The following is a 17223-nucleotide window of genomic DNA, read 5'->3' on the forward strand; positions in this document are numbered from 1 at the left end:
CGATCGTGACAGAGTCCTTCCTTCCGCACATGAACGGTGTCACCGGATCCGTCCTGCAGATCCTGAGGCACCTCGAGCGCACGGGCCACGAGGCGCACGCGATCGCGCCGGACGCCGTCGGCATGCCCACCGCGATCGACGGTGCCGTCATCGAGCCCATCCCGAGCGTCCCGCTCCCCGGGTACCGCAATGTGCGGGTGGGCACCTCGCCCGCCCACCGCGTCGCCGCATCCCTCCGTCGCTTCCAACCGGACGTCGTGCACCTCGCCTCGCCCTTCGCATTGGGCTGGCGGGGAGCGCTCGCCGCAGACCGTCTCGACATCGCCGCGGTCGCCGCCTACCAGACCGACGTCGCCGCGTACACGGAGCGATACCGGGTGCCCGCGACGACCGGTATCGCGCACACGCACATCGCTCGCCTCCATCGTCGGGCGACCCTGTCGCTCGCGCCGTCCGCCGACTCCGCCCAGCGCCTCGCCTCCCTCGGAGTCGATCGGGTTCGCCGGTGGGGCAGGGGGGTGGACGCCGAACGGTTCCAGCCCTCCCGACGCAGCGAGACGCTGCGAGCGGAGTGGGGCGGTGATGTCGTGATCGGATACGTCGGCCGCCTCGCGCCCGAGAAGCAGGTCGAGGACCTCGCGGTGCTGCAGAGCATCCCCGGAGCAAGACTCGTGATCGTCGGGGACGGGCCCAGCCGGATGAAGCTGACCGCCCTGATGCCCCAGGCCCTCTTTCTCGGCCATCTCGACGGAGAAGCGCTCGCCGCAGCGACCGCATCGTTCGACGTGTTCGTGCACCCGGGGGAGAGCGAGACGTTCGGTCAGACCCTGCAGGAGGCCCATGCGAGCGGAGTCCCGGTCGTCGCCACCGGACGCGGTGGCCCCCTGGATCTCGTGCGGATGGGGATCGACGGATGGCTGTACCGTCCCGGAGACCTGGCGGACCTGCGGATGAGAGTCGCCGACCTCGCCGGAGACGGGCGCAAGCGCAGGGCATTCGGCGAAGCAGGGCACCAGGCAGTCCAGGGGCGCAGCTGGTCGAGCGTGTGCGACCAGCTGCTCGGCCACTTCGATGAAGCACGGACTCTCCGCGCCGTGGACTCAGGGGTCCGCACGCGCCGCCTCACCCGCCCCGAGTTCGCGGCTCCCGTCGACACGCGTCGCTGGCACCGGTACGTCGCGATGGGCGACTCCCTCACGGAAGGACTGTGCGATCCGGCGCCGGACGGAGCCCTGCGCGGATGGGCGGACCGCCTCGCACTGCTGCTCGCTGCGCGCGGTGGACTGCACTACGCGAACCTCGCGATCAGGTCGAAGCGGGTCCGGGACGTCTGTGAGATCCAGCTCCCTCGCGCCCTCGAGCTCGAGCCGGACCTCGTATCGATCCTCATCGGCGCGAACGACCTGGTGAAGCCGACCGTCGACGTGCCCGCGCTCGCCGCAGAAGTCGAAGGCGCGGTGCGGCGACTCCGCAGCATCGGGGCGGATGTCGTTCTGGTCACGCCGTTCCTCCCTCGCCGACGGGCGGCTGCGATCTACTCCCGCCGGTTCGCGGCCTTCGCGACGGCGCTCGCGGGCATCGCCGCCCGCACGGGCGCGATCCTGATCGACACCGATCTGCATCCCTCTCTTCCCGACCGACCGAACTGGGGCGAGGATCTCGTGCATCTCAGCAGTCGCGGTCACCGCTTTCTCGCGTACCGAGCGGGCGAGGTGCTGGCGGTGCCGCATGCGGACACGCTCGGCGCTCTCGATGCCGCGCTGCACGAGAACGAGCCGATCGGTGCGGGTCTGTGGTGGCGGAGACATGCGCTGCCGTGGGTATGGCGTCGGATGCACGGCCGCGCCGCCGGCGACGGGCGCAGTGCGAAGCACGACGACTACGTGTACCTGGGGCGGTCGACGTCGCGCAGCGGGGTGCGGGTGAGCTGAAGCGACCGCGGTAGACGCGCTGCGCGGTTCACCCGGGCCGGGCGGCTCTCCCGACCGTGCGATGCGGCTCGATCAGCGGCGTCCCATGCCGTGGTACGTCCAGCCCGCAGCTCGCCAGGCGGCGGAATCGAGGCAGTTCCGACCGTCGATGATGACCCGACCTGCGACGAGTGACCCGGCGTGCTCTGGTGTCATCTCGCGACGGTAGAGGTCCCACTCCGTGACGATCACCACGGCGTCCGCGTCGCGGAGGGCGTCGTCGCGTTCGGTCGCGTAGCCGAGCTGGGGGTGCGCCGCCGCGGCGTTCTCGAGGGCGGCCGGGTCGGTGACGACCACGTCCGCTCCCAAACCGCGCAACCGCACGGCGACGTCGAGGGCGGGGGAGTCGCGGATGTCGTCGCTGAACGGCTTGAACGCGGCACCGAGCACCGCGATGCGGCGTCCGAATACCAGACCCCCCAGTGCGTCGACGACGAGCTGCACGGCTCTGTCGCGTCGCCGGATGTTGATCGAGTCGACCTCACGGAGGAACCCCACGGCCTCTCCGCGCCCGAGCTCCTCGGCGCGGGCTGCGAAGGCGCGGATGTCCTTCGGGAGACAGCCGCCGCCGAACCCGATGCCCGAGCCCAGATACCGTCGTCCGATGCGGGTGTCGTGCCCGAGGGCGTCCGCGAGGAGCGCGACGTCGGCGCCCGACGCCTCGGCGATCTCGGCCATCGCGTTGATGAAGGAGATCTTGGTGGCGAGGAAGGCGTTGGCCGCTCCCTTCACGAGCTCGGCCGTCGCCAGATCCGTCACGAGGAACGGCGTGCCGGCATCCACAGCGGGGCGGTAGGCCTCGCGCAGCGCTTCCGCGGCACGCTCGCCGTCGCTTCCGGACGGCACACCCAGCACGAGGCGGTCGGGCGAGATCGTGTCGTGCACGGCCCAACCCTCGCGGAGGAACTCGGGGTTCCACACGAGGGTCGCGCCGGTGCCCGCGACCGCTGCGCTCAGGCGCTCGGCCGTCCCCACGGGCACCGTCGACTTGCCGGCCACAACGTCGCCTGGGTGCAGGTGGGGGAGCAGCGCGGCCACTGCGGCGTCGACGAACCGCAGATCTGCGGCATGCCCGCCCGCGATCTGCGGGGTGCCGACGGCGATGAAGTGGATCGCCGCTCCGCTCGCTTCCGACATCTCGGTGCTGAATCTCAGTCGCCCTGAGGTGAGGCCCTCCTGCAGGAGCTCACCGAGCTGCGGTTCGAAGAACGGTGCGGTGCCGTTCGCGAGAGCCGCGACCTTCTGCGCGTCGACGTCGATACCGACGACGTCGTGTCCGATCGAGGCCATCGCTGCGGCGTGCACGGCACCGAGGTACCCGCATCCGATCACTGACATGCGCATGGTGCAAGGACAGCGGATGCTCCTCACGAGCCGGCATCCGATCGGTGAACGACGCGTGGACGACGCGTGTCCGAACGACCTGATGGCGCGGTCGCGGGGGTTTTCGGGGTGCCGCTGGTAGGCTGGACGAGGTCGACGTCTGTCGGCTGCACAACTTCATATCGACTCATGGAGCGATCGGCGGAGAGCTGGTCCCCTGTGGTGGGTTCCTCGGCGGGTCGTCGGGTGGCTTTCTACTGGTGGCCAGCGCAGGTGAGATTCGCGGGATTGCCCGCGCGCCCGTATCCGGCTGCATCCGCTCCTTCACGAATACGCTCGCGCGTCATACGGATTCGCGAGTCTAAACAAAGAAGGAGAGACCTCTTGGAAGGTCCTGAAATCACCGCCACCGAGGCCGTTCTCGACAACGGCCGCTTCGGCACCCGCACCATCCGCTTCGAGACCGGCCGCCTCGCGCAGCAGGCACAGGGCGCAGTCGCCGCCTACCTCGACGGCGAGACCATGCTCCTCTCGGCCACGAGCGCAGGCAAGCACCCGCGCGAGGGCTTCGATTTCTTCCCGCTGACGGTCGACGTCGAAGAGCGTTCGTACGCAGCAGGCAAGATCCCCGGATCGTTCTTCCGTCGTGAGGGTCGTCCCTCGACCGAGGCGATCCTCGTCTGCCGTCTGATCGACCGTCCGCTGCGTCCGTCGTTCGTCGACGGCCTGCGCAACGAGGTCCAGATCGTCATCACGGTGCTCTCGATCGCTCCGGGCGAGTTCTACGACGCTCTCGCGATCAACGCGGCCTCCGCGTCGACGCAGATCTCGGGCCTTCCGTTCTCGGGCCCCGTCGCCGGTGTGCGCCTGGCGTTCATCCCGGGTCACGGCGATCACGCCGACCAGTGGGTCGCGTTCCCGACCGCCGAGCAGGTCAGCGAGGCCGTGTTCGACCTGATCGTCGCCGGTCGTGTCGTCACCAAGGCTGACGGCACCGAAGACGTCGCGATCATGATGGTCGAGGCTGAAGCGACCGAGGGCAGCTGGAACCTGATCAAGGCCGGCGCCACGAAGCCTGACGAGGCGGTCGTCGCCCAGGGGCTCGAGGCGTCGAAGCCCTTCATCGCCCAGCTCGTCAAGGCTCAGGCGGAGCTCGCAGCCACCGCTGCGAAGGAGCCGGGTGTCTACCCGGTCTTCCCGCCGTACTCCAGCGAGGTCTACGACTTCGTGGCCGAGCGCTCCTACGACGACCTGGTGAACGTCTACCAGATCGCCGACAAGCTGGAGCGTCAGGGCAAGGACGACGAGGTCAAGGACCGCGTCAAGGCGCAGCTCATCGAAGCAGTCGAGGCCGGCAACCTGCCGGCTGGAGCCCCGCTCGAGTTCTCCGCGGCGTACAAGTCCGTCACGAAGAAGATCGTCCGCGGCCGCATCCTCACGGAGAGCGTGCGCATGGACGGCCGTGGTCTCGCGGACATCCGTCCCCTGGATGCAGAGGTGCAGGTCATCCCGCGCGTCCACGGCTCGGCGATCTTCCAGCGCGGCGAGACCCAGATCATGGGCATCACGACGCTGAACATGCTCAAGATGGAGCAGCAGATCGACTCGCTGTCGCCCACGACGAGCAAGCGCTACATGCACCACTACAACTTCCCGCCTTACTCGACCGGTGAGACCGGCCGAGTCGGTTCGCCGAAGCGTCGCGAGATCGGGCACGGCTTCCTCGCCGAGCGCGCACTCGTGCCGGTGCTGCCGAGCCGCGAGGAGTTCCCGTACGCGATCCGCCAGGTCTCCGAGGCGCTGAGCTCCAACGGCTCGACGTCGATGGGCTCCGTCTGCGCGTCGACCCTGTCGCTCCTGAACGCGGGTGTGCCGCTGCGCGCAGCCGTCGCCGGTATCGCGATGGGTCTCGTCTCCGACGAGGTCAACGGTGAGACGCGCTACGCCGCCCTCACCGACATCCTCGGCGCCGAGGACGCGCTCGGTGACATGGACTTCAAGGTCGCCGGTACCAACGAATTCGTCACGGCGATCCAGCTCGACACGAAGCTCGACGGCATTCCGTCGTCGGTGCTCGCAGGCGCGCTGACCCAGGCCCGCGACGCGCGTCTGACGATCCTCAACGTCCTGAACGCCGCGATCGACGCTCCTGACGAGATGGCGCCGACTGCGCCTCGCGTCATCAGCGTGCAGATCCCGGTCGACAAGATCGGTGAGCTGATCGGCCCGAAGGGCAAGACGATCAACGCGATCCAGGACGAGACCGGCGCTCAGATCTCCATCGAGGAGGACGGCACCGTCTACATCGGCGCGACCGACGGCCCCTCGGCCGAGGCCGCACGTGCCCAGGTCAACGCGATCGCCAACCCGACCAACCCCGAGGTGGGCGAGCAGTTCCTCGGAACCGTCGTGAAGATCGCGACGTTCGGTGCGTTCGTCTCGCTGCTCCCGGGCAAGGACGGCCTGCTGCACGTCACCGAGGTGCGCAAGCTCGCCGGTGGCAAGCGTGTCGAGAACGTCGACGACGTGCTGTCTGTCGGTCAGAAGATCCTCGTGAAGATCACGAAGATCGACGACCGCGGCAAGCTCTCGCTCGAGCCCGTGCTCGACGACGCTCCCGCCGCGGACGCAGCTCCTGCTGAAGAGGCCGCAGCCGAGTAATCGGAGCGCTTCGATACGAGGCCCGGGTCTGTCCTCAGGGATGGCCCGGGCTTCGTCGTATCCGATGTGACCAAACCGTTATGGGAAGTTCTTGCGCCGTTCCACGGATTGGTCGGGGAGTTGGCGGATGTCGCTTACTCTCGAAGTACGCACCGGGGGGTGCAATTACAGGCAGTGACGCAGGTCGGTACGCACCGACTGACGCGGGGGTGAGGATATGCGGTTGTTCAGCGTAGGCGCAGGTACGTCGCCCGAACGCGCGCAGCAGGGCGCGGCAGAGCACCCGTCCGCTCCCATCCCGATCGTCGGACCCGGAATAGGGGAGAGCATCCGCGTCCCGCTCGGAGAGACCGGCCTCGACACCTTCCCGCTCATGCTCGGCGCGGCGGAGTTCGGCTGGAACGTCGATCTCGAGACGAGTCATGGGATCCTCGACCGCTACGTGGAGTTCGGCGGCAACGCGATCCACACGGCAGATGGCTTCTCGGGCGGACGCAGCGAGCACATCATCGGCCAGTGGCTGCAGTCGCGCGGACAGCGCGAACGCGCCGTGCTCAGTGTCCGCATCGGCGCGCACGCCGACAACCCCGGTCTCGGCTCCGTCAACCTCGTGCGCGCGGTCGAGGGGTCGCTGACGCGGCTGGGAGTCGATCGCATCGATGTGCTCTACCTCGACGCGACCCTCGACAAGACGACGAACCTCGAAGACACGCTCGCGACCGTCGAGTGGATGGTCGATGCAGGCAAGATCGGCGCCCTCGGTGCGTTCGGATTCGCACCCGAGCGACTCGTCGAGGCGCGCATCCTCGCCTCCGCCGGATACCCGCGCATCGAGGTGATCGACTCTCCGTACAACCTCATCCGTCGGCAGCCGTTCGAGGGCGATCTGAGACTCGTGGCGGGTGCGCAGAGCCTTGCCGTCACTCCGTCGCATGCCCTCGAGCACGGGTTCCTCTCCGGACGGCATCGCAGCAAGGCACTGACCTCGAGAGGCGTGCGCGGCGAGCAGCTCCGCGGTCATCTCAACCGTCGGGGGACCAAGATCCTCCGAGCTCTCGACCAGGTGGCCACCGAGCTCGAGGTGCCGGTCGCCGCCGTCTCGATCGCCTGGCTGCTCGCTCAGCGCACCATCGCGGCGCCGATCGTCAACACGTTCGCGACCGATCATGTCGATGAACTCATGCAGGGTGCGGGCGTCTCGCTCTCGCGCACACAGGTCGCCGAACTCACTCGCGCCGGCAACTGAGCGTCGTAACGCCCCTGTCAGAGACCTGGCATAGGGTGGAGTGAATCCCGGCAAGCGCTGTCGATGAAGCGAGCGAGTTTGTGACGCATTACATATATCTGGTCCGACATGGTGAACATCAGGACGCCGAGCACGGTCTCGCTGACGGACCCCTGTCGCCACGGGGCCAGCGTCAGGCAGAGCTGATCGCGGACCGGCTCTCCGGGCTCCCTCTCGATGCGGTCTGGCATTCGCCTCTGCTGCGTGCGAACGAGACGGCGCGAGCGATCGCCGCCCGGCTCCCGTCCGTCGACCCCGCGCCGACCGCCCTGCTGTTCGACTGCGTGCCCACCGGTATGACCGATGAGACCCCAGCAGCCTACGAACCGTTCTTCGGCTCGATCACCGAGGCGGAGCTCGATGCGGGTCGCGCCCAGATGTTCGACGCCGTCAACGAGTTCCTCGTGCGCAAGCCGGGTGACGTGCACGAGGTGCTCATCACACACAACTTCGTGATCTCGTGGTTCGTCCGCGAGGTGCTCGGCGCTCCCGAGTGGCGGTGGATGACCCTCAATCAGGCGCACTGCGGTCTGACCGTCATCGCGCAGAAGCAGGGGCGTCCGTGGACCCTGCTCACCCACAACGACACCGGGCACCTCCCGGTCGAGCTCAGAACGGGCATCCCCGATACCATGCCGGTCTGATTGGGCAATAGGCGGCCCGCCGCGAAGGTCGGCGAGCACCTGCGAAATAGACTGAAGGCATGACCACGCAGGTAGCACTCGTCGGCGGCACCGGAAAGCTCGGCTCTATCATCCACGCGGTGATCGATGAGCTCGAGGGTTTCGAGGTGAGTCGCGTGCTCACCTCCAGAAGCGACCTCGCCGAACTGGATGGCGCGGCGCTGGTGATCGATGCGACCACGCCTCAGGTGAGCGTCGATGTGGTGCGGGCAGCAGTCGAACGACAGATCAATGTCCTCGTGGCCACCTCCGGCTGGTCATCGGAGCGCATCGCCCTCGTGCGGCCGCTCGTCGAGAATGCCGGCACCGGCATCGTCTTCATCCCGAACTTCTCGCTGGGGTCCGTGCTCGGCTCCGCTCTCGCCGCTGCGGCGGCACCGTTCTTCGGATCCGCCGAGATCGTCGAGGCGCACCACGAGGCCAAGGTCGATTCACCGAGCGGCACGGCGGTCCGCACCGCTGAGTTGATCGCGGCTGCACGCACCGAGCAGGGACCGGTCAGTGCCCCGCATGCGGACCAGCGTGCCCGGGGCCAGCAGGTCGGCAGCGTGCCGATCCATTCCCTTCGTCGCCCCGGCGTCATCGCCAAGCAGGAGGTCATCCTCTCCGGGCCCGGAGAGTCGCTGACGTTCACGCACGACACCGTGGACCCCGCCCTCGCTTACGCTCCGGGCATCCGTCTCGCCGTCCCTTTCGCAGCGAGTGCCACCGGCGTCTTCGTCGGTCTCGAGAGCATGATCGACATCGGCGTCCGTTCGTGATGTCGCGAATCGGCGTAGGCCTGATGGGCGCGGCTCTTCTCGTCTATCTGGCCGTCGCGATCTGGTTGGCCGTGATGTTCTTCGCGGTCGGAACGCCAGTATCGATCGGGATGGGGATCGCGCTCATCGTGCTCGCCCCGATCGGCGCGTGGGCTCTCGTGCGCGAGATGCAGTTCGGGTTCGCGGCCGATCGGCTGGGGCGCGAGCTGGATGCCGAGGGCGGCATGCCGGAGGCTGAGACCGAGCTCACGCCCAGCGGGAGGATCGCCCGCGCGGACGCCGATCCGATGATCCAGCGGTACACCGCGGCTGCGGATTCGGCGCCGGGGGACTGGCGGGCACGCTACCGCTTGGGTGTCGTGCAGGATGCGGCGGGGCGTCGCAAGGACGCCCGCGCCAGCATCCGTGAGGCGATCCGCATCGCGCGGGGCTGATCCGACTCAGGCGAGGGTGGCCTCGAGAGTGATCTCGATGCCGGCGAGAGCCTGAGACACGGGGCAGCCGACCTTGGCCTCGGCCGCGATCGTCTGGAACGCCTCGGGTGTGAGGCCGGGAACGACCGCGTTGACGTTGAGGTGGCTTCCGGTGATTCCGACGCCCGGTTTGAAGGTGACCGACGCGCTGGTGTTGACGCGCTCCGGCGGGGTGCCGTTCTCGGAGAGAGCGTGCGAGAGGGCCATGCTGAAGCACGAGGCGTGAGCCGCGGCGATCAGCTCCTCCGGGGTGGTGGTGGTGTCGCTGCCCTCGCTGCGGGCCTTCCAGTTGATCGGGAAGGTGCCGAGCTTCGACGAGGAGAATGCGACAGTGCCCGAGCCCTCCGCGAGGGATCCGGTCCAGGTGGTGGTGGCTTCACTGGTGACGGGCATGATTCCTCCGGTTCTCGCGCCGCGGGATGTGCGCTCGCGTGTGGAGCCAGCCTATCGACCGGGCGCGTCGGGCGGAACAGCGCTCAGGCCGCGGAGGGCGTCCGTCCGAGAAGGCCGGCACGCTGCAGAAGCAGGTAGATCTGGCAGCCGAGGCAGAACGAGAACGCGGCGTTGAGGAAGGCGGCGATGAATGCGGCGGCCGTCGCGATCGGCAGCGCCCACGGCACACCGATCAGGTGCAGTGCGAGTCCGATCGTGACGACGAAGAGGCCCACGCCCTGCGCGAAGCGCGGGGGGCGAGGATCCTCCAGCTCGGTGGGCGGGGCGAGTCGTGGCCGGACGAACCGCCGGAACACGACGCCCCACGGAGCCGTCGCGGGGGAGATCACGCTCCAGAAGAAGAGCAGGGCGATCACGACCGTGAGCAGGAAGCCCGGATCGAGTGCGCGCTGGGCCGGCGATGCTGCGACGATCGCCCACGTGTCGGAGGCAGCGCCCGCCGCCGCGAGCGGTTGGTAGGCGAACCATCCGAAGGACCGCGCCGTCGAGATGCCGATGAGACCGAGGAACGTCGCGGCGAGCAGCAGCACCGTCGTGATCGTCGCGGCGAAACGCGGCCCACGGGGGTCGATACCAGCGGGAGTGGTCATCTCTGCTCCAGTCGTTCCCGCCTCAGACGGCGGACAGTGCCTCGGTGAGTGAGTGGCGATGCGGCACGCCATGGAATCGTGCGCGGACGGCACCGGAGCCGTCCACGATGAACGTCGTCGGGGTCTGCAGGACCTTGTACCGCGCCGACAGGTCGGGTCGATGCGTGAGGTCGACCTCGAGGTGATGCAGGCCGTCGGCGTCTGCGACGTAGCTCGACAGCATCCTGCGCACCTGGGGGCAGCGCGCGCACATCTCGGTGCTGAACTGCACGAGCGTGGCGCGCGAGCCGAGCCGATCGGCGTCCGCATCGGCGGGATCGAAACGGAGGTGCCCTCCTCCTCGACGCCGTCCGTCGAGAAGTCGAAGCACGATCCCGACGACGGCGGCGATCACGAGGAGCGCCCCGATCACGGCGAGGGCGATTCCGGGAGACATGGATAGAGGATACGGGCCGCTCCAACACGCTTGGGCCGATGTGTCGCATCGTGACGAACGGACTCTCGATCCTCGTGGGCGGGTAGTCTGGCAGACATGAGCGCAGCCGTCCCGACGCCGTATGAAGACCTGCTCCGCGACGTTCTGGAGTCCGGCACGCACAAATCGGATCGCACCGGCACGGGGACCACCAGCGTCTTCGGCAGGCAGATCCGCTTCGATCTCTCGCAGGGCTTCCCGCTGATCACGACCAAGCGCGTGCACTTCAAGTCCATCGCCTACGAGCTGCTCTGGTTCCTCAGGGGCGACTCCAACGTCAAATGGCTCCAGGACAACGGCGTCACGATCTGGGACGAGTGGGCCGATGCCTCGGGCGATCTCGGACCCGTCTACGGCGTGCAGTGGCGGTCCTGGCCGACGCCAGACGGAGAGAGCATCGACCAGCTGAGCGACGTGATCGATCAGATCCGCAAGGCTCCCGACTCCCGACGCCTGATCGTCTCGGCGTGGAACCCCGCGGACATCCCCGACATGGCACTCGCCCCGTGTCATGCGCTCTTCCAGTTCTACGTGGCTGACGGCAAGCTCTCGTGCCAGCTCTACCAGCGCAGCGCAGATCTGTTCCTCGGCGTCCCGTTCAATATCGCGTCCTATGCCCTCCTGACGCTGATGGTGGCGCAGCAGGTCGGGCTCGAGCCGGGGGACTTCGTCTGGACGGGTGGCGACTGCCACATCTATGACAACCACCTCGACCAGGTGCGCGAGCAGCTCAGTCGCGATGCGTACCCCTACCCGTCGCTGCGCTTCGCGAGGAAGCCGGAGTCGGTCTTCGACTACGCCTTCGACGACTTCATCGTCGAGGACTACCAGCACCACGCCCCGATCCGGGCGGCGGTGGCGGTGTGACCTGGGTCGGCCTGATCTGGGCCGAAGCGCAGGGCGGGGTCATCGGCGCCGAAGGCGGTATGCCGTGGAGCGTCCCTGAAGATCTCGCGCACTTCAAGGAGAAGACGCTCGGCGCGCCGGTGATCATGGGGCGCAAGACCTGGGACTCCTTGCCTGAGCGGTTCCGCCCGCTCCCCGGCCGCGAGAACATCGTCATCACGCGCCAGCAGGATTGGGCGGAAGACGGTGTCAGACGAGCCGCAACGGTGACCGATGCCGTGCGGGGCCATGAGAAGGTCTGGATCATCGGCGGAGCCGAGATCTTCCGACTCGTGATCGCCGACGCCGACCGTCTCGAGGTCACCGAGCTCGACCTCGACGTCGCGGGCGATGCCTACGCCCCGTCGAAGGCCGGGTGGCGTCTGGTCGATGAGGGGGAGTGGCAGACCTCCCGCTCGGGAGTCCGCTTCCGCTTCCTGGGATACGAGCGCTGATGCCCACCGCACTCATCACGGGAGCGAGCGCCGGGCTCGGCGTCGAGTTCGCGCGTCAGCTCGCGCGTCGTCGCGCCGACCTCGTGCTGGTCGCCCGGTCGGCGGATGCTCTCGAGAGCGTCGCGGCGGAACTGCGCAGCGAATACGGCATCGCGGTCGAAGTCCTCATCGCGGATCTCTCCGAGGGTGCCGATGTGGACCGCGTCGCCGACCGTCTGCGTGACGTCTCCGACCCGGTCGATCTGCTGATCAACAACGCCGGCTTCGGCCTGCCGCTGCAGTTCGCCGACAACGACATCGACGACGAGGTGCGGCATCTCCGCGTCCACGTCGAGGCGTCGATGCGCCTCATGCATGCGGCGCTCGGGTCGATGCGGGGCCGCGGCGGCCGCATCATCAACGTCGCCTCGGTCGCCGGATTCATCTCCCGCTCGACCTATTCGGCCTGCAAGAGCTGGCTCATCGGCTTCAGCCGCTGGGCGAACGTCGAGTACGCCCCCGACAGGGTCAGCGTGACCGCCGTCTGTCCCGGTTTCACCCACACGACCTTCCACGAGCGGATGGGTCTCTCGCCCGGGCACGAGGGAGTCCCGGCCTTCATGTGGCTCGATGCTCGTGATGTCGTCCGTGAAGGGCTCCGAGACGCAGCGCGAGGCAAGGCCGTCTCGATCCCGTCGCTGCGCTACAAGGCGATCGTCGCGATAGCGAGCCTGCTCCCGAGCTCAGTGACGTCCGGCGTCGCCCGACGAGGTCGCGTCTGACCTCGGCGCCGACGGCATCTCGCTGCGAGCGTGTGCTGCGCGAATCAGCGCTCGGCGAGTCAGCGGAATCTGCCCAGACGGATGCCGGCGTAGGCGATCGCCGCCACGGTCTCTCCATCGGCGATCCGGCCGTCGGCGATCATGCCGAGCACATCGGAGAACGGTACCCAGGCGACGGCGTCGATGCCCTCCTCCGCCTGGGTGTGCGTAGAGTCGTCCGCCGCACTCAGACCTCGAGCGAGGAACACGTGCTCAGGCGCGTGGGCGATCCCGTTCAGGGCGTTCATCGTTCCGAGTGACGTCCAGTCCTCTGCGACGAAGCCCGTCTCCTCGAGCAGCTCGCGCTGCGCGGCCACGAGCGGATCCTCGCCGTCGCTTCCTCCGGCGGGCACCTCGATCGAGACTCCCGTCGTGTAGCGCTCGAGCGTGACGAGGCAGACGCGGTCCTCGTCATCGAGCGCGACCACGAAGACCGCCGGATGCCGCATGGTCACGACCCCGTAGATTCCGTCGCCCCCGGGGCCGGTGACCCGGTCTTCCCGTACCTCGATCCACCGGTTCTCGTACACCGTCGACGACTCGCGTGTGACCCATGCCATGGAGTCGAGCCTATGCGGATCCCTAGGATCGACGGCATGGGATGGCTGTTCGGCAGGAAGCACGACGCAGAGGACGCCAACGAGGTGCTGCGCCGTTACAACGAAGCGGAAGCCGCGCGACTCGCAGCGATGACCACCGGGGTCGCGGGGGAGGCGGGGGAGAGGGCACACATTCGCGCGTCGACTCCGCTGTCGGTGGCTTCGGGGTCGACCGAGTTCCTGGTCGAGGACGTCTTCACCATCACGGGGCGGGGAACCGTCGCGACGGGCGCGCTCAGGTCGGGCGTGCTGCGGGTGGACGACGACATCGTGGTACTGCGCGACGGTGCGCCGCATGCGCAGACGCGGATCACGGGCATCGAGATGTTCCGGAAGCACGTGAACGAGATCACGGTCGGCGAGCTGGCCGGTCTGGTGCTCCGTGAGAAGATCGCGGTCGCGCGCGGAGATGTCATCCACCGTGCCTCGTCTGGGTGAGCGGCACGTGAACCGATACGCTGGGGGCATGACGCACTCGGGCAACCCTTTCGGACAGGTTCTCGTCGCGCTCGTCACTCCGATGACGGCCGACGGTGAAGTCGATTGGCCCGCCGTCGAGAAGCACATCGATGATGTCATCACCGCCGGTGCTGACGGAATCGTCGTGACGGGAACGACCGGCGAGACCTCGACCCTGACGGACCCCGAGAAGCTCAAGCTCGTCGAGATCGGCAAGTCGGTCTCGGCCGGCCGCGCGAAGATCATCACGGGCGGCGGATCCAACGAGACCGCGCACGCGATCGAGCTGTACAAGGCCAGTGAGAAGGCCGGCGCCGACGGCATCATGATCGTCACGCCGTACTACAACAAGCCCACGCAAGCAGGCATCCTGACCCACTTCCGTCTGGTGGCCGACGCCACCGACCTCCCGGTGATCCTCTACGACATCCCGGGGCGGACGGGCGTGCCCATCAAGTACGAGACGATCCTGCGACTCGCGAAGCACCCGAACATCCTCGCCGTGAAGGACGCCAAGGGCGACTTCTCAGAGGTGAGCCGCGTGCTCAACCAGACGGACCTGATGTACTTCTCGGGCGACGACGCGAACGTGCTGCCGCACCTGGCCATCGGCGCGACCGGTCTGATCGGCGTGACCGCGAACATCGCCGCGACTCCGTACCGCACGATCATCGACGCCGTGAACCGCGGCGACCTCACGACCGCGACCGCGGAGCACAAGCGTCTCGAGCCGCTCGTGCGGGCCGTCATGACGCATGTGCCCGGCACCGTCGCGGCGAAGTACATCCTGCACGGACTCGGCCGCATCTCGAGCCCGCGGGTCCGTCTGCCCCTCGTCGGTCCCGAAGAGTGGGAGGCCGCCCTCATCGAGGACGAGCTCGATCTCGTGAAGGACGTTCCTGGCGCCGACTTCTCCAACTTCCGCCCCGACCGCAACGCGGCCGCGGGCGGTGCCCTGCCGAAGGTGCACGGCACGACCCGCTGACACCGGGCGCGGTGAGCCGCGTCACAATGAACGAACGGACGCGTGGAGTGTCCGACTGAGGAGACAGCATGTCCATCCCGCTCGCAGAACCCGCAGCACTCGACGAAGGAACGCTGCGGGTCACTCCGCTCGGCGGCCTCGGCGAGATCGGCCGCAACATGACGATCTTCGAGTTCGACGGCAAGATCCTGATCGTCGACTGCGGCGTGCTCTTCCCGGAGGAGCACCAGCCGGGTGTCGATCTGATCCTGCCCGACTTCGAGCCGATCAAGGGACGTCTCGACGACATCGTCGGCGTCGTGCTCACGCACGGTCACGAAGACCACATCGGCGCGGTTCCGTACCTGCTTCGTCTGAAGAGCGACATTCCCGTGATCGGGTCGGGGCTCACGCTCGCACTCGTCGAGGCGAAGCTCAAGGAGCACCGCATCAAGGCCTTCACCCTCACCGTGAAGGAAGGACAGCGCGAGCAGGTGGGCCCCTTCGATCTCGAGTTCGTGGCGGTCAACCACTCGATCCCGGATGCCCTGGCCGTCGCGATCCGCACGCCCGCCGGGCTCGTTCTCGCGACCGGCGACTTCAAGATGGACCAGCTGCCGCTCGACGGTCGTATCACCGACCTCCGAGCCTTCGCGCGCCTCGGCGAGGAGGGAGTCGATCTGTTCCTCGTCGACTCCACGAACGCGGACGTACCGGGCTTCACGCCGACCGAGCGCTCGATCGGGCCGGTGCTCGACCAGGTGATCGGCAAGGCTCCACGCCGTGTCATCGTCGCGAGCTTCTCCAGCCACGTCCATCGCGTTCAGCAGGTCCTCGACGCGGCGCACGCGCACGGACGCCGCGTCGCGCTGCTCGGGCGGAGCATGCTGCGCAACATGACGATCGCCGAGGACCTCGGCTACCTCAAGGTGCCGAGCGGACTGCTGATCGACTATAAGAAGGCGCGGGATCTTCCCGACGACAAGATCGTCTACATGTCCACGGGCTCGCAGGGCGAGCCGATGGCCGTGCTCAGCCGCATGGCGAATCTCGATCACGCGATCGAACCGGGCCCGGGCGACACCGTCATCCTGGCGTCGAGCCTGATCCCCGGAAACGAGAACGCCGTGTACCGCGTGATCGACGGTCTGACCAAGCTCGGCGCGAACGTCGTGCACAAGGCGAACGCCAAGGTCCATGTGTCGGGCCACGCCGCCGCCGGTGAGCTGATCTACTGCTACAACATCCTCAAGCCGAAGAACGTCCTCCCCGTCCACGGCGAGTACCGCCACCTGATCGCCAACGCGAAGCTGGCCCAGGACACGGGCGTGGAGGCAGAGCGCACGATCATCGCATCGAACGGCACGGTGATCGACCTGAAGGACGGCGACGCCCGGGTGGTCGGCCAGCTCGATCTCGGCTTCGTCTACGTCGACGGCTCCACCGTCGGTGCCATCACCGACGCCGATCTCAAGGACCGCCGCATCCTCGCCGAAGAAGGGTTCGTCTCGGTCATCGTCGTCGTGGATGCCCAGACCGGGCGGATCATCTCCGGCCCGGAGATCCACGCACGTGGCATCGCGGAGGACGACTCGGTGTTCGACGACGTGACTCCGAAGATCATCGCGGCGCTCAAGGAGGCCTCCGGCAATGGAGTCCGCGATACCCATGCGCTGTCGCAGGTCATCCGCCGGACGATCGGACGCTGGGTCAACCAGAAGCTCCGCCGTCGCCCGATGATCGTCCCTCTCGTCATCGAGGCCTGAGCACGGCGGTCGCGCGTTCACAGTCGGACGACACCCGGCTGTAACGCGCGCACCGTAGGCTCTGGACATGTCCGACGCCTTCTCGATCAGGCCCGCCGCCCAGGCTGACGGGAGCTTCCTCGGCGACATGGTCGTGGAAGCCGCGAACTGGCGTTCGGGCGGAGCGCGGGCTCGTCACGAGATCCTCACCGCGACCGAGCATCGCCGATACGTCGCCGGGTGGATGCGCCCCGCGGATGCGGGCTTCGTCGCGGTCGACTCGGATGACAGGCCGATCGGGGCCGCCTGGTATCGGGTGCTGTCGCAGGACGACCCGGGGTTCGGATTCGTCGGAACGGCGGTGCCGGAGCTCATCATCGGCGTGCAGCCCATCTGGCGCGCCCACGGTGTCGGGCGTCTGCTGCTCCGCCGGCTCGTGACGCACGCACGAGAGCAGGGGCATCAGCGCCTCAGCCTGAGCGTCGAACGCGACAACTTCGCGCGGACGCTGTATCGGTCGGAGGGGTTCGTGGTCACGGACATCGGAGAGGTCCGCGACACGATGGTTCATCGGATGTCCTGAGCCCCGCCCTCGGCCCGGGCGAAGACTCCGGAATGCCGCGTCATTACGGGGAATGTCGG

At 67.9% G+C, this 17223-nt stretch carries 18 protein-coding genes; 13 read left to right on the forward strand and 5 right to left on the reverse strand.

Annotation, left to right across the window (positions count from 1 at the left end):
* The first annotated feature begins 5 nt into the window (after positions 1 to 5).
* The gene (locus ASF63_RS03130) at positions 6 to 1931 is read left to right on the forward strand and encodes a GDSL-type esterase/lipase family protein (protein ID WP_235560677.1); all 1926 of its coding nucleotides are present in this window, start codon (positions 6 to 8) and stop codon (positions 1929 to 1931) included.
* A 72-nt stretch (positions 1932 to 2003) separates the two neighbouring features.
* Here ASF63_RS03130 and ASF63_RS03135 read toward each other — a convergent pair whose 3' ends face one another.
* A complete protein-coding gene (locus ASF63_RS03135; RefSeq protein WP_056509426.1) occupies positions 2004 to 3314 on the reverse strand; it encodes a UDP-glucose dehydrogenase family protein in 1311 nt (436 codons plus the stop codon).
* 363 nt (positions 3315 to 3677) lie between these two features.
* On the opposite strand from ASF63_RS03135, the gene ASF63_RS03140 reads away from it, so the two are divergent.
* The 5 genes from ASF63_RS03140 to ASF63_RS03160 all read left to right on the forward strand — a co-directional run bounded on the left by ASF63_RS03140 (position 3678) and on the right by ASF63_RS03160 (position 9117).
* Positions 3678 to 5954, forward strand: coding sequence for a polyribonucleotide nucleotidyltransferase (locus ASF63_RS03140; RefSeq protein WP_056509429.1), 2277 nt, complete (start codon positions 3678 to 3680; stop codon positions 5952 to 5954).
* A 217-nt stretch (positions 5955 to 6171) separates the two neighbouring features.
* On the forward strand, positions 6172 to 7200 hold the full coding sequence (locus ASF63_RS03145) for an aldo/keto reductase (RefSeq protein ID WP_056509433.1): 1029 nt from the start codon (positions 6172 to 6174) through the stop codon (positions 7198 to 7200).
* Between the two features lie 80 nt (positions 7201 to 7280).
* Positions 7281 to 7883: a histidine phosphatase family protein gene (locus tag ASF63_RS03150; RefSeq protein ID WP_056509436.1), complete on the forward strand. Its 603-nt coding sequence runs from the start codon at positions 7281 to 7283 to the stop codon at positions 7881 to 7883.
* 59 nt (positions 7884 to 7942) lie between these two features.
* Positions 7943 to 8683, forward strand: a complete 741-nt coding sequence (gene dapB / locus ASF63_RS03155; protein WP_056509438.1) for a 4-hydroxy-tetrahydrodipicolinate reductase — start codon at positions 7943 to 7945, stop codon at positions 8681 to 8683.
* On the forward strand, positions 8683 to 9117 hold the full coding sequence (locus ASF63_RS03160; protein WP_056509441.1) for a hypothetical protein: 435 nt from the start codon (positions 8683 to 8685) through the stop codon (positions 9115 to 9117). Before dapB ends, ASF63_RS03160 begins: the two co-directional genes overlap by 1 nt.
* Positions 9118 to 9123: 6 nt before the next feature.
* Here ASF63_RS03160 and ASF63_RS03165 read toward each other — a convergent pair whose 3' ends face one another.
* From ASF63_RS03165 to ASF63_RS03175, 3 genes are all read right to left on the reverse strand, one after another.
* Positions 9124 to 9549 (reverse strand): OsmC family peroxiredoxin, encoded by a 426-nt coding sequence (locus ASF63_RS03165; protein ID WP_056509444.1) that lies wholly within the window; start codon positions 9547 to 9549, stop codon positions 9124 to 9126.
* Positions 9550 to 9632: 83 nt separating this feature from the next.
* The gene (locus tag ASF63_RS03170; protein ID WP_056509448.1) at positions 9633 to 10199 is read right to left on the reverse strand and encodes a DUF4395 domain-containing protein; all 567 of its coding nucleotides are present in this window, start codon (positions 10197 to 10199) and stop codon (positions 9633 to 9635) included.
* Positions 10200 to 10221: 22 nt separating this feature from the next.
* Entirely contained in the window at positions 10222 to 10635 is a 414-nt protein-coding gene (locus ASF63_RS03175) for a thioredoxin family protein (protein ID WP_056509452.1), read from the reverse strand.
* A gap of 96 nt (positions 10636 to 10731) precedes the next feature.
* On the opposite strand from ASF63_RS03175, the gene ASF63_RS03180 reads away from it, so the two are divergent.
* From ASF63_RS03180 to ASF63_RS03190, 3 genes are read left to right on the forward strand one after another with little or no spacing between them, the layout of a single operon-like run.
* On the forward strand, positions 10732 to 11541 hold the full coding sequence (locus ASF63_RS03180) for a thymidylate synthase (protein WP_056509455.1): 810 nt from the start codon (positions 10732 to 10734) through the stop codon (positions 11539 to 11541).
* Entirely contained in the window at positions 11538 to 12014 is a 477-nt protein-coding gene (locus tag ASF63_RS03185) for a dihydrofolate reductase (protein ID WP_056509461.1), read from the forward strand. The genes ASF63_RS03180 and ASF63_RS03185 overlap by 4 nt, the downstream gene beginning before the upstream one ends.
* Positions 12014 to 12775 (forward strand): SDR family NAD(P)-dependent oxidoreductase, encoded by a 762-nt coding sequence (locus ASF63_RS03190; protein ID WP_056509464.1) that lies wholly within the window; start codon positions 12014 to 12016, stop codon positions 12773 to 12775. The genes ASF63_RS03185 and ASF63_RS03190 overlap by 1 nt, the downstream gene beginning before the upstream one ends.
* 59 nt (positions 12776 to 12834) lie before the next feature.
* Here ASF63_RS03190 and ASF63_RS03195 read toward each other — a convergent pair whose 3' ends face one another.
* A complete protein-coding gene (locus tag ASF63_RS03195; RefSeq protein ID WP_056509468.1) occupies positions 12835 to 13374 on the reverse strand; it encodes an NUDIX domain-containing protein in 540 nt (179 codons plus the stop codon).
* A gap of 36 nt (positions 13375 to 13410) precedes the next feature.
* Here ASF63_RS03195 and ASF63_RS18740 point away from each other — a divergent pair, with 36 nt between their 5' ends.
* The 4 genes from ASF63_RS18740 to ASF63_RS03215 all read left to right on the forward strand — a co-directional run bounded on the left by ASF63_RS18740 (position 13411) and on the right by ASF63_RS03215 (position 17164).
* Positions 13411 to 13851, forward strand: coding sequence for an EF-Tu/IF-2/RF-3 family GTPase (locus ASF63_RS18740; protein WP_162238869.1), 441 nt, complete (start codon positions 13411 to 13413; stop codon positions 13849 to 13851).
* A 28-nt stretch (positions 13852 to 13879) separates the two neighbouring features.
* Positions 13880 to 14857, forward strand: a complete 978-nt coding sequence (dapA, locus tag ASF63_RS03205) for a 4-hydroxy-tetrahydrodipicolinate synthase (protein ID WP_056308113.1) — start codon at positions 13880 to 13882, stop codon at positions 14855 to 14857.
* A gap of 68 nt (positions 14858 to 14925) precedes the next feature.
* Complete coding sequence (locus tag ASF63_RS03210; RefSeq protein ID WP_056308111.1) at positions 14926 to 16602, forward strand: ribonuclease J; 1677 nt, start codon at positions 14926 to 14928, stop codon at positions 16600 to 16602.
* Between the two features lie 67 nt (positions 16603 to 16669).
* The gene (locus tag ASF63_RS03215) at positions 16670 to 17164 is read left to right on the forward strand and encodes a GNAT family N-acetyltransferase (RefSeq protein ID WP_056509471.1); all 495 of its coding nucleotides are present in this window, start codon (positions 16670 to 16672) and stop codon (positions 17162 to 17164) included.
* Positions 17165 to 17223: the final 59 nt, after the last annotated feature.

Origin of the sequence: Microbacterium sp. Leaf320 (assembly GCF_001423485.1) — a bacterium.
Taxonomy (GTDB): Bacteria; Actinomycetota; Actinomycetes; order Actinomycetales; family Microbacteriaceae; genus Microbacterium.

Excerpts from the sequence above, each read along its gene's own strand:
- ASF63_RS03165 (WP_056509444.1), bottom strand. The coding sequence starts at position 9,549 with ATGCCCGTCACCAGTGAAGCCACCACCACCTGGACCGGATCCCTCGCG.
- ASF63_RS03190 (WP_056509464.1), top strand. The coding sequence starts at position 12,014 with ATGCCCACCGCACTCATCACGGGAGCGAGCGCCGGGCTCGGCGTCGAG.
- ASF63_RS03145 (WP_056509433.1), top strand. The coding sequence starts at position 6,172 with ATGCGGTTGTTCAGCGTAGGCGCAGGTACGTCGCCCGAACGCGCGCAG.
- dapA (WP_056308113.1), top strand. The coding sequence starts at position 13,880 with ATGACGCACTCGGGCAACCCTTTCGGACAGGTTCTCGTCGCGCTCGTC.
- ASF63_RS03215 (WP_056509471.1), top strand. The coding sequence starts at position 16,670 with ATGTCCGACGCCTTCTCGATCAGGCCCGCCGCCCAGGCTGACGGGAGC.
- ASF63_RS03175 (WP_056509452.1), bottom strand. The coding sequence starts at position 10,635 with ATGTCTCCCGGAATCGCCCTCGCCGTGATCGGGGCGCTCCTCGTGATC.
- ASF63_RS03135 (WP_056509426.1), bottom strand. The coding sequence starts at position 3,314 with ATGCGCATGTCAGTGATCGGATGCGGGTACCTCGGTGCCGTGCACGCC.
- ASF63_RS03180 (WP_056509455.1), top strand. The coding sequence starts at position 10,732 with ATGAGCGCAGCCGTCCCGACGCCGTATGAAGACCTGCTCCGCGACGTT.
- ASF63_RS03195 (WP_056509468.1), bottom strand. The coding sequence starts at position 13,374 with ATGGCATGGGTCACACGCGAGTCGTCGACGGTGTACGAGAACCGGTGG.
- ASF63_RS03210 (WP_056308111.1), top strand. The coding sequence starts at position 14,926 with ATGTCCATCCCGCTCGCAGAACCCGCAGCACTCGACGAAGGAACGCTG.
- ASF63_RS03160 (WP_056509441.1), top strand. The coding sequence starts at position 8,683 with ATGTCGCGAATCGGCGTAGGCCTGATGGGCGCGGCTCTTCTCGTCTAT.
- dapB (WP_056509438.1), top strand. The coding sequence starts at position 7,943 with ATGACCACGCAGGTAGCACTCGTCGGCGGCACCGGAAAGCTCGGCTCT.
- ASF63_RS03170 (WP_056509448.1), bottom strand. The coding sequence starts at position 10,199 with ATGACCACTCCCGCTGGTATCGACCCCCGTGGGCCGCGTTTCGCCGCG.
- ASF63_RS18740 (WP_162238869.1), top strand. The coding sequence starts at position 13,411 with ATGGGATGGCTGTTCGGCAGGAAGCACGACGCAGAGGACGCCAACGAG.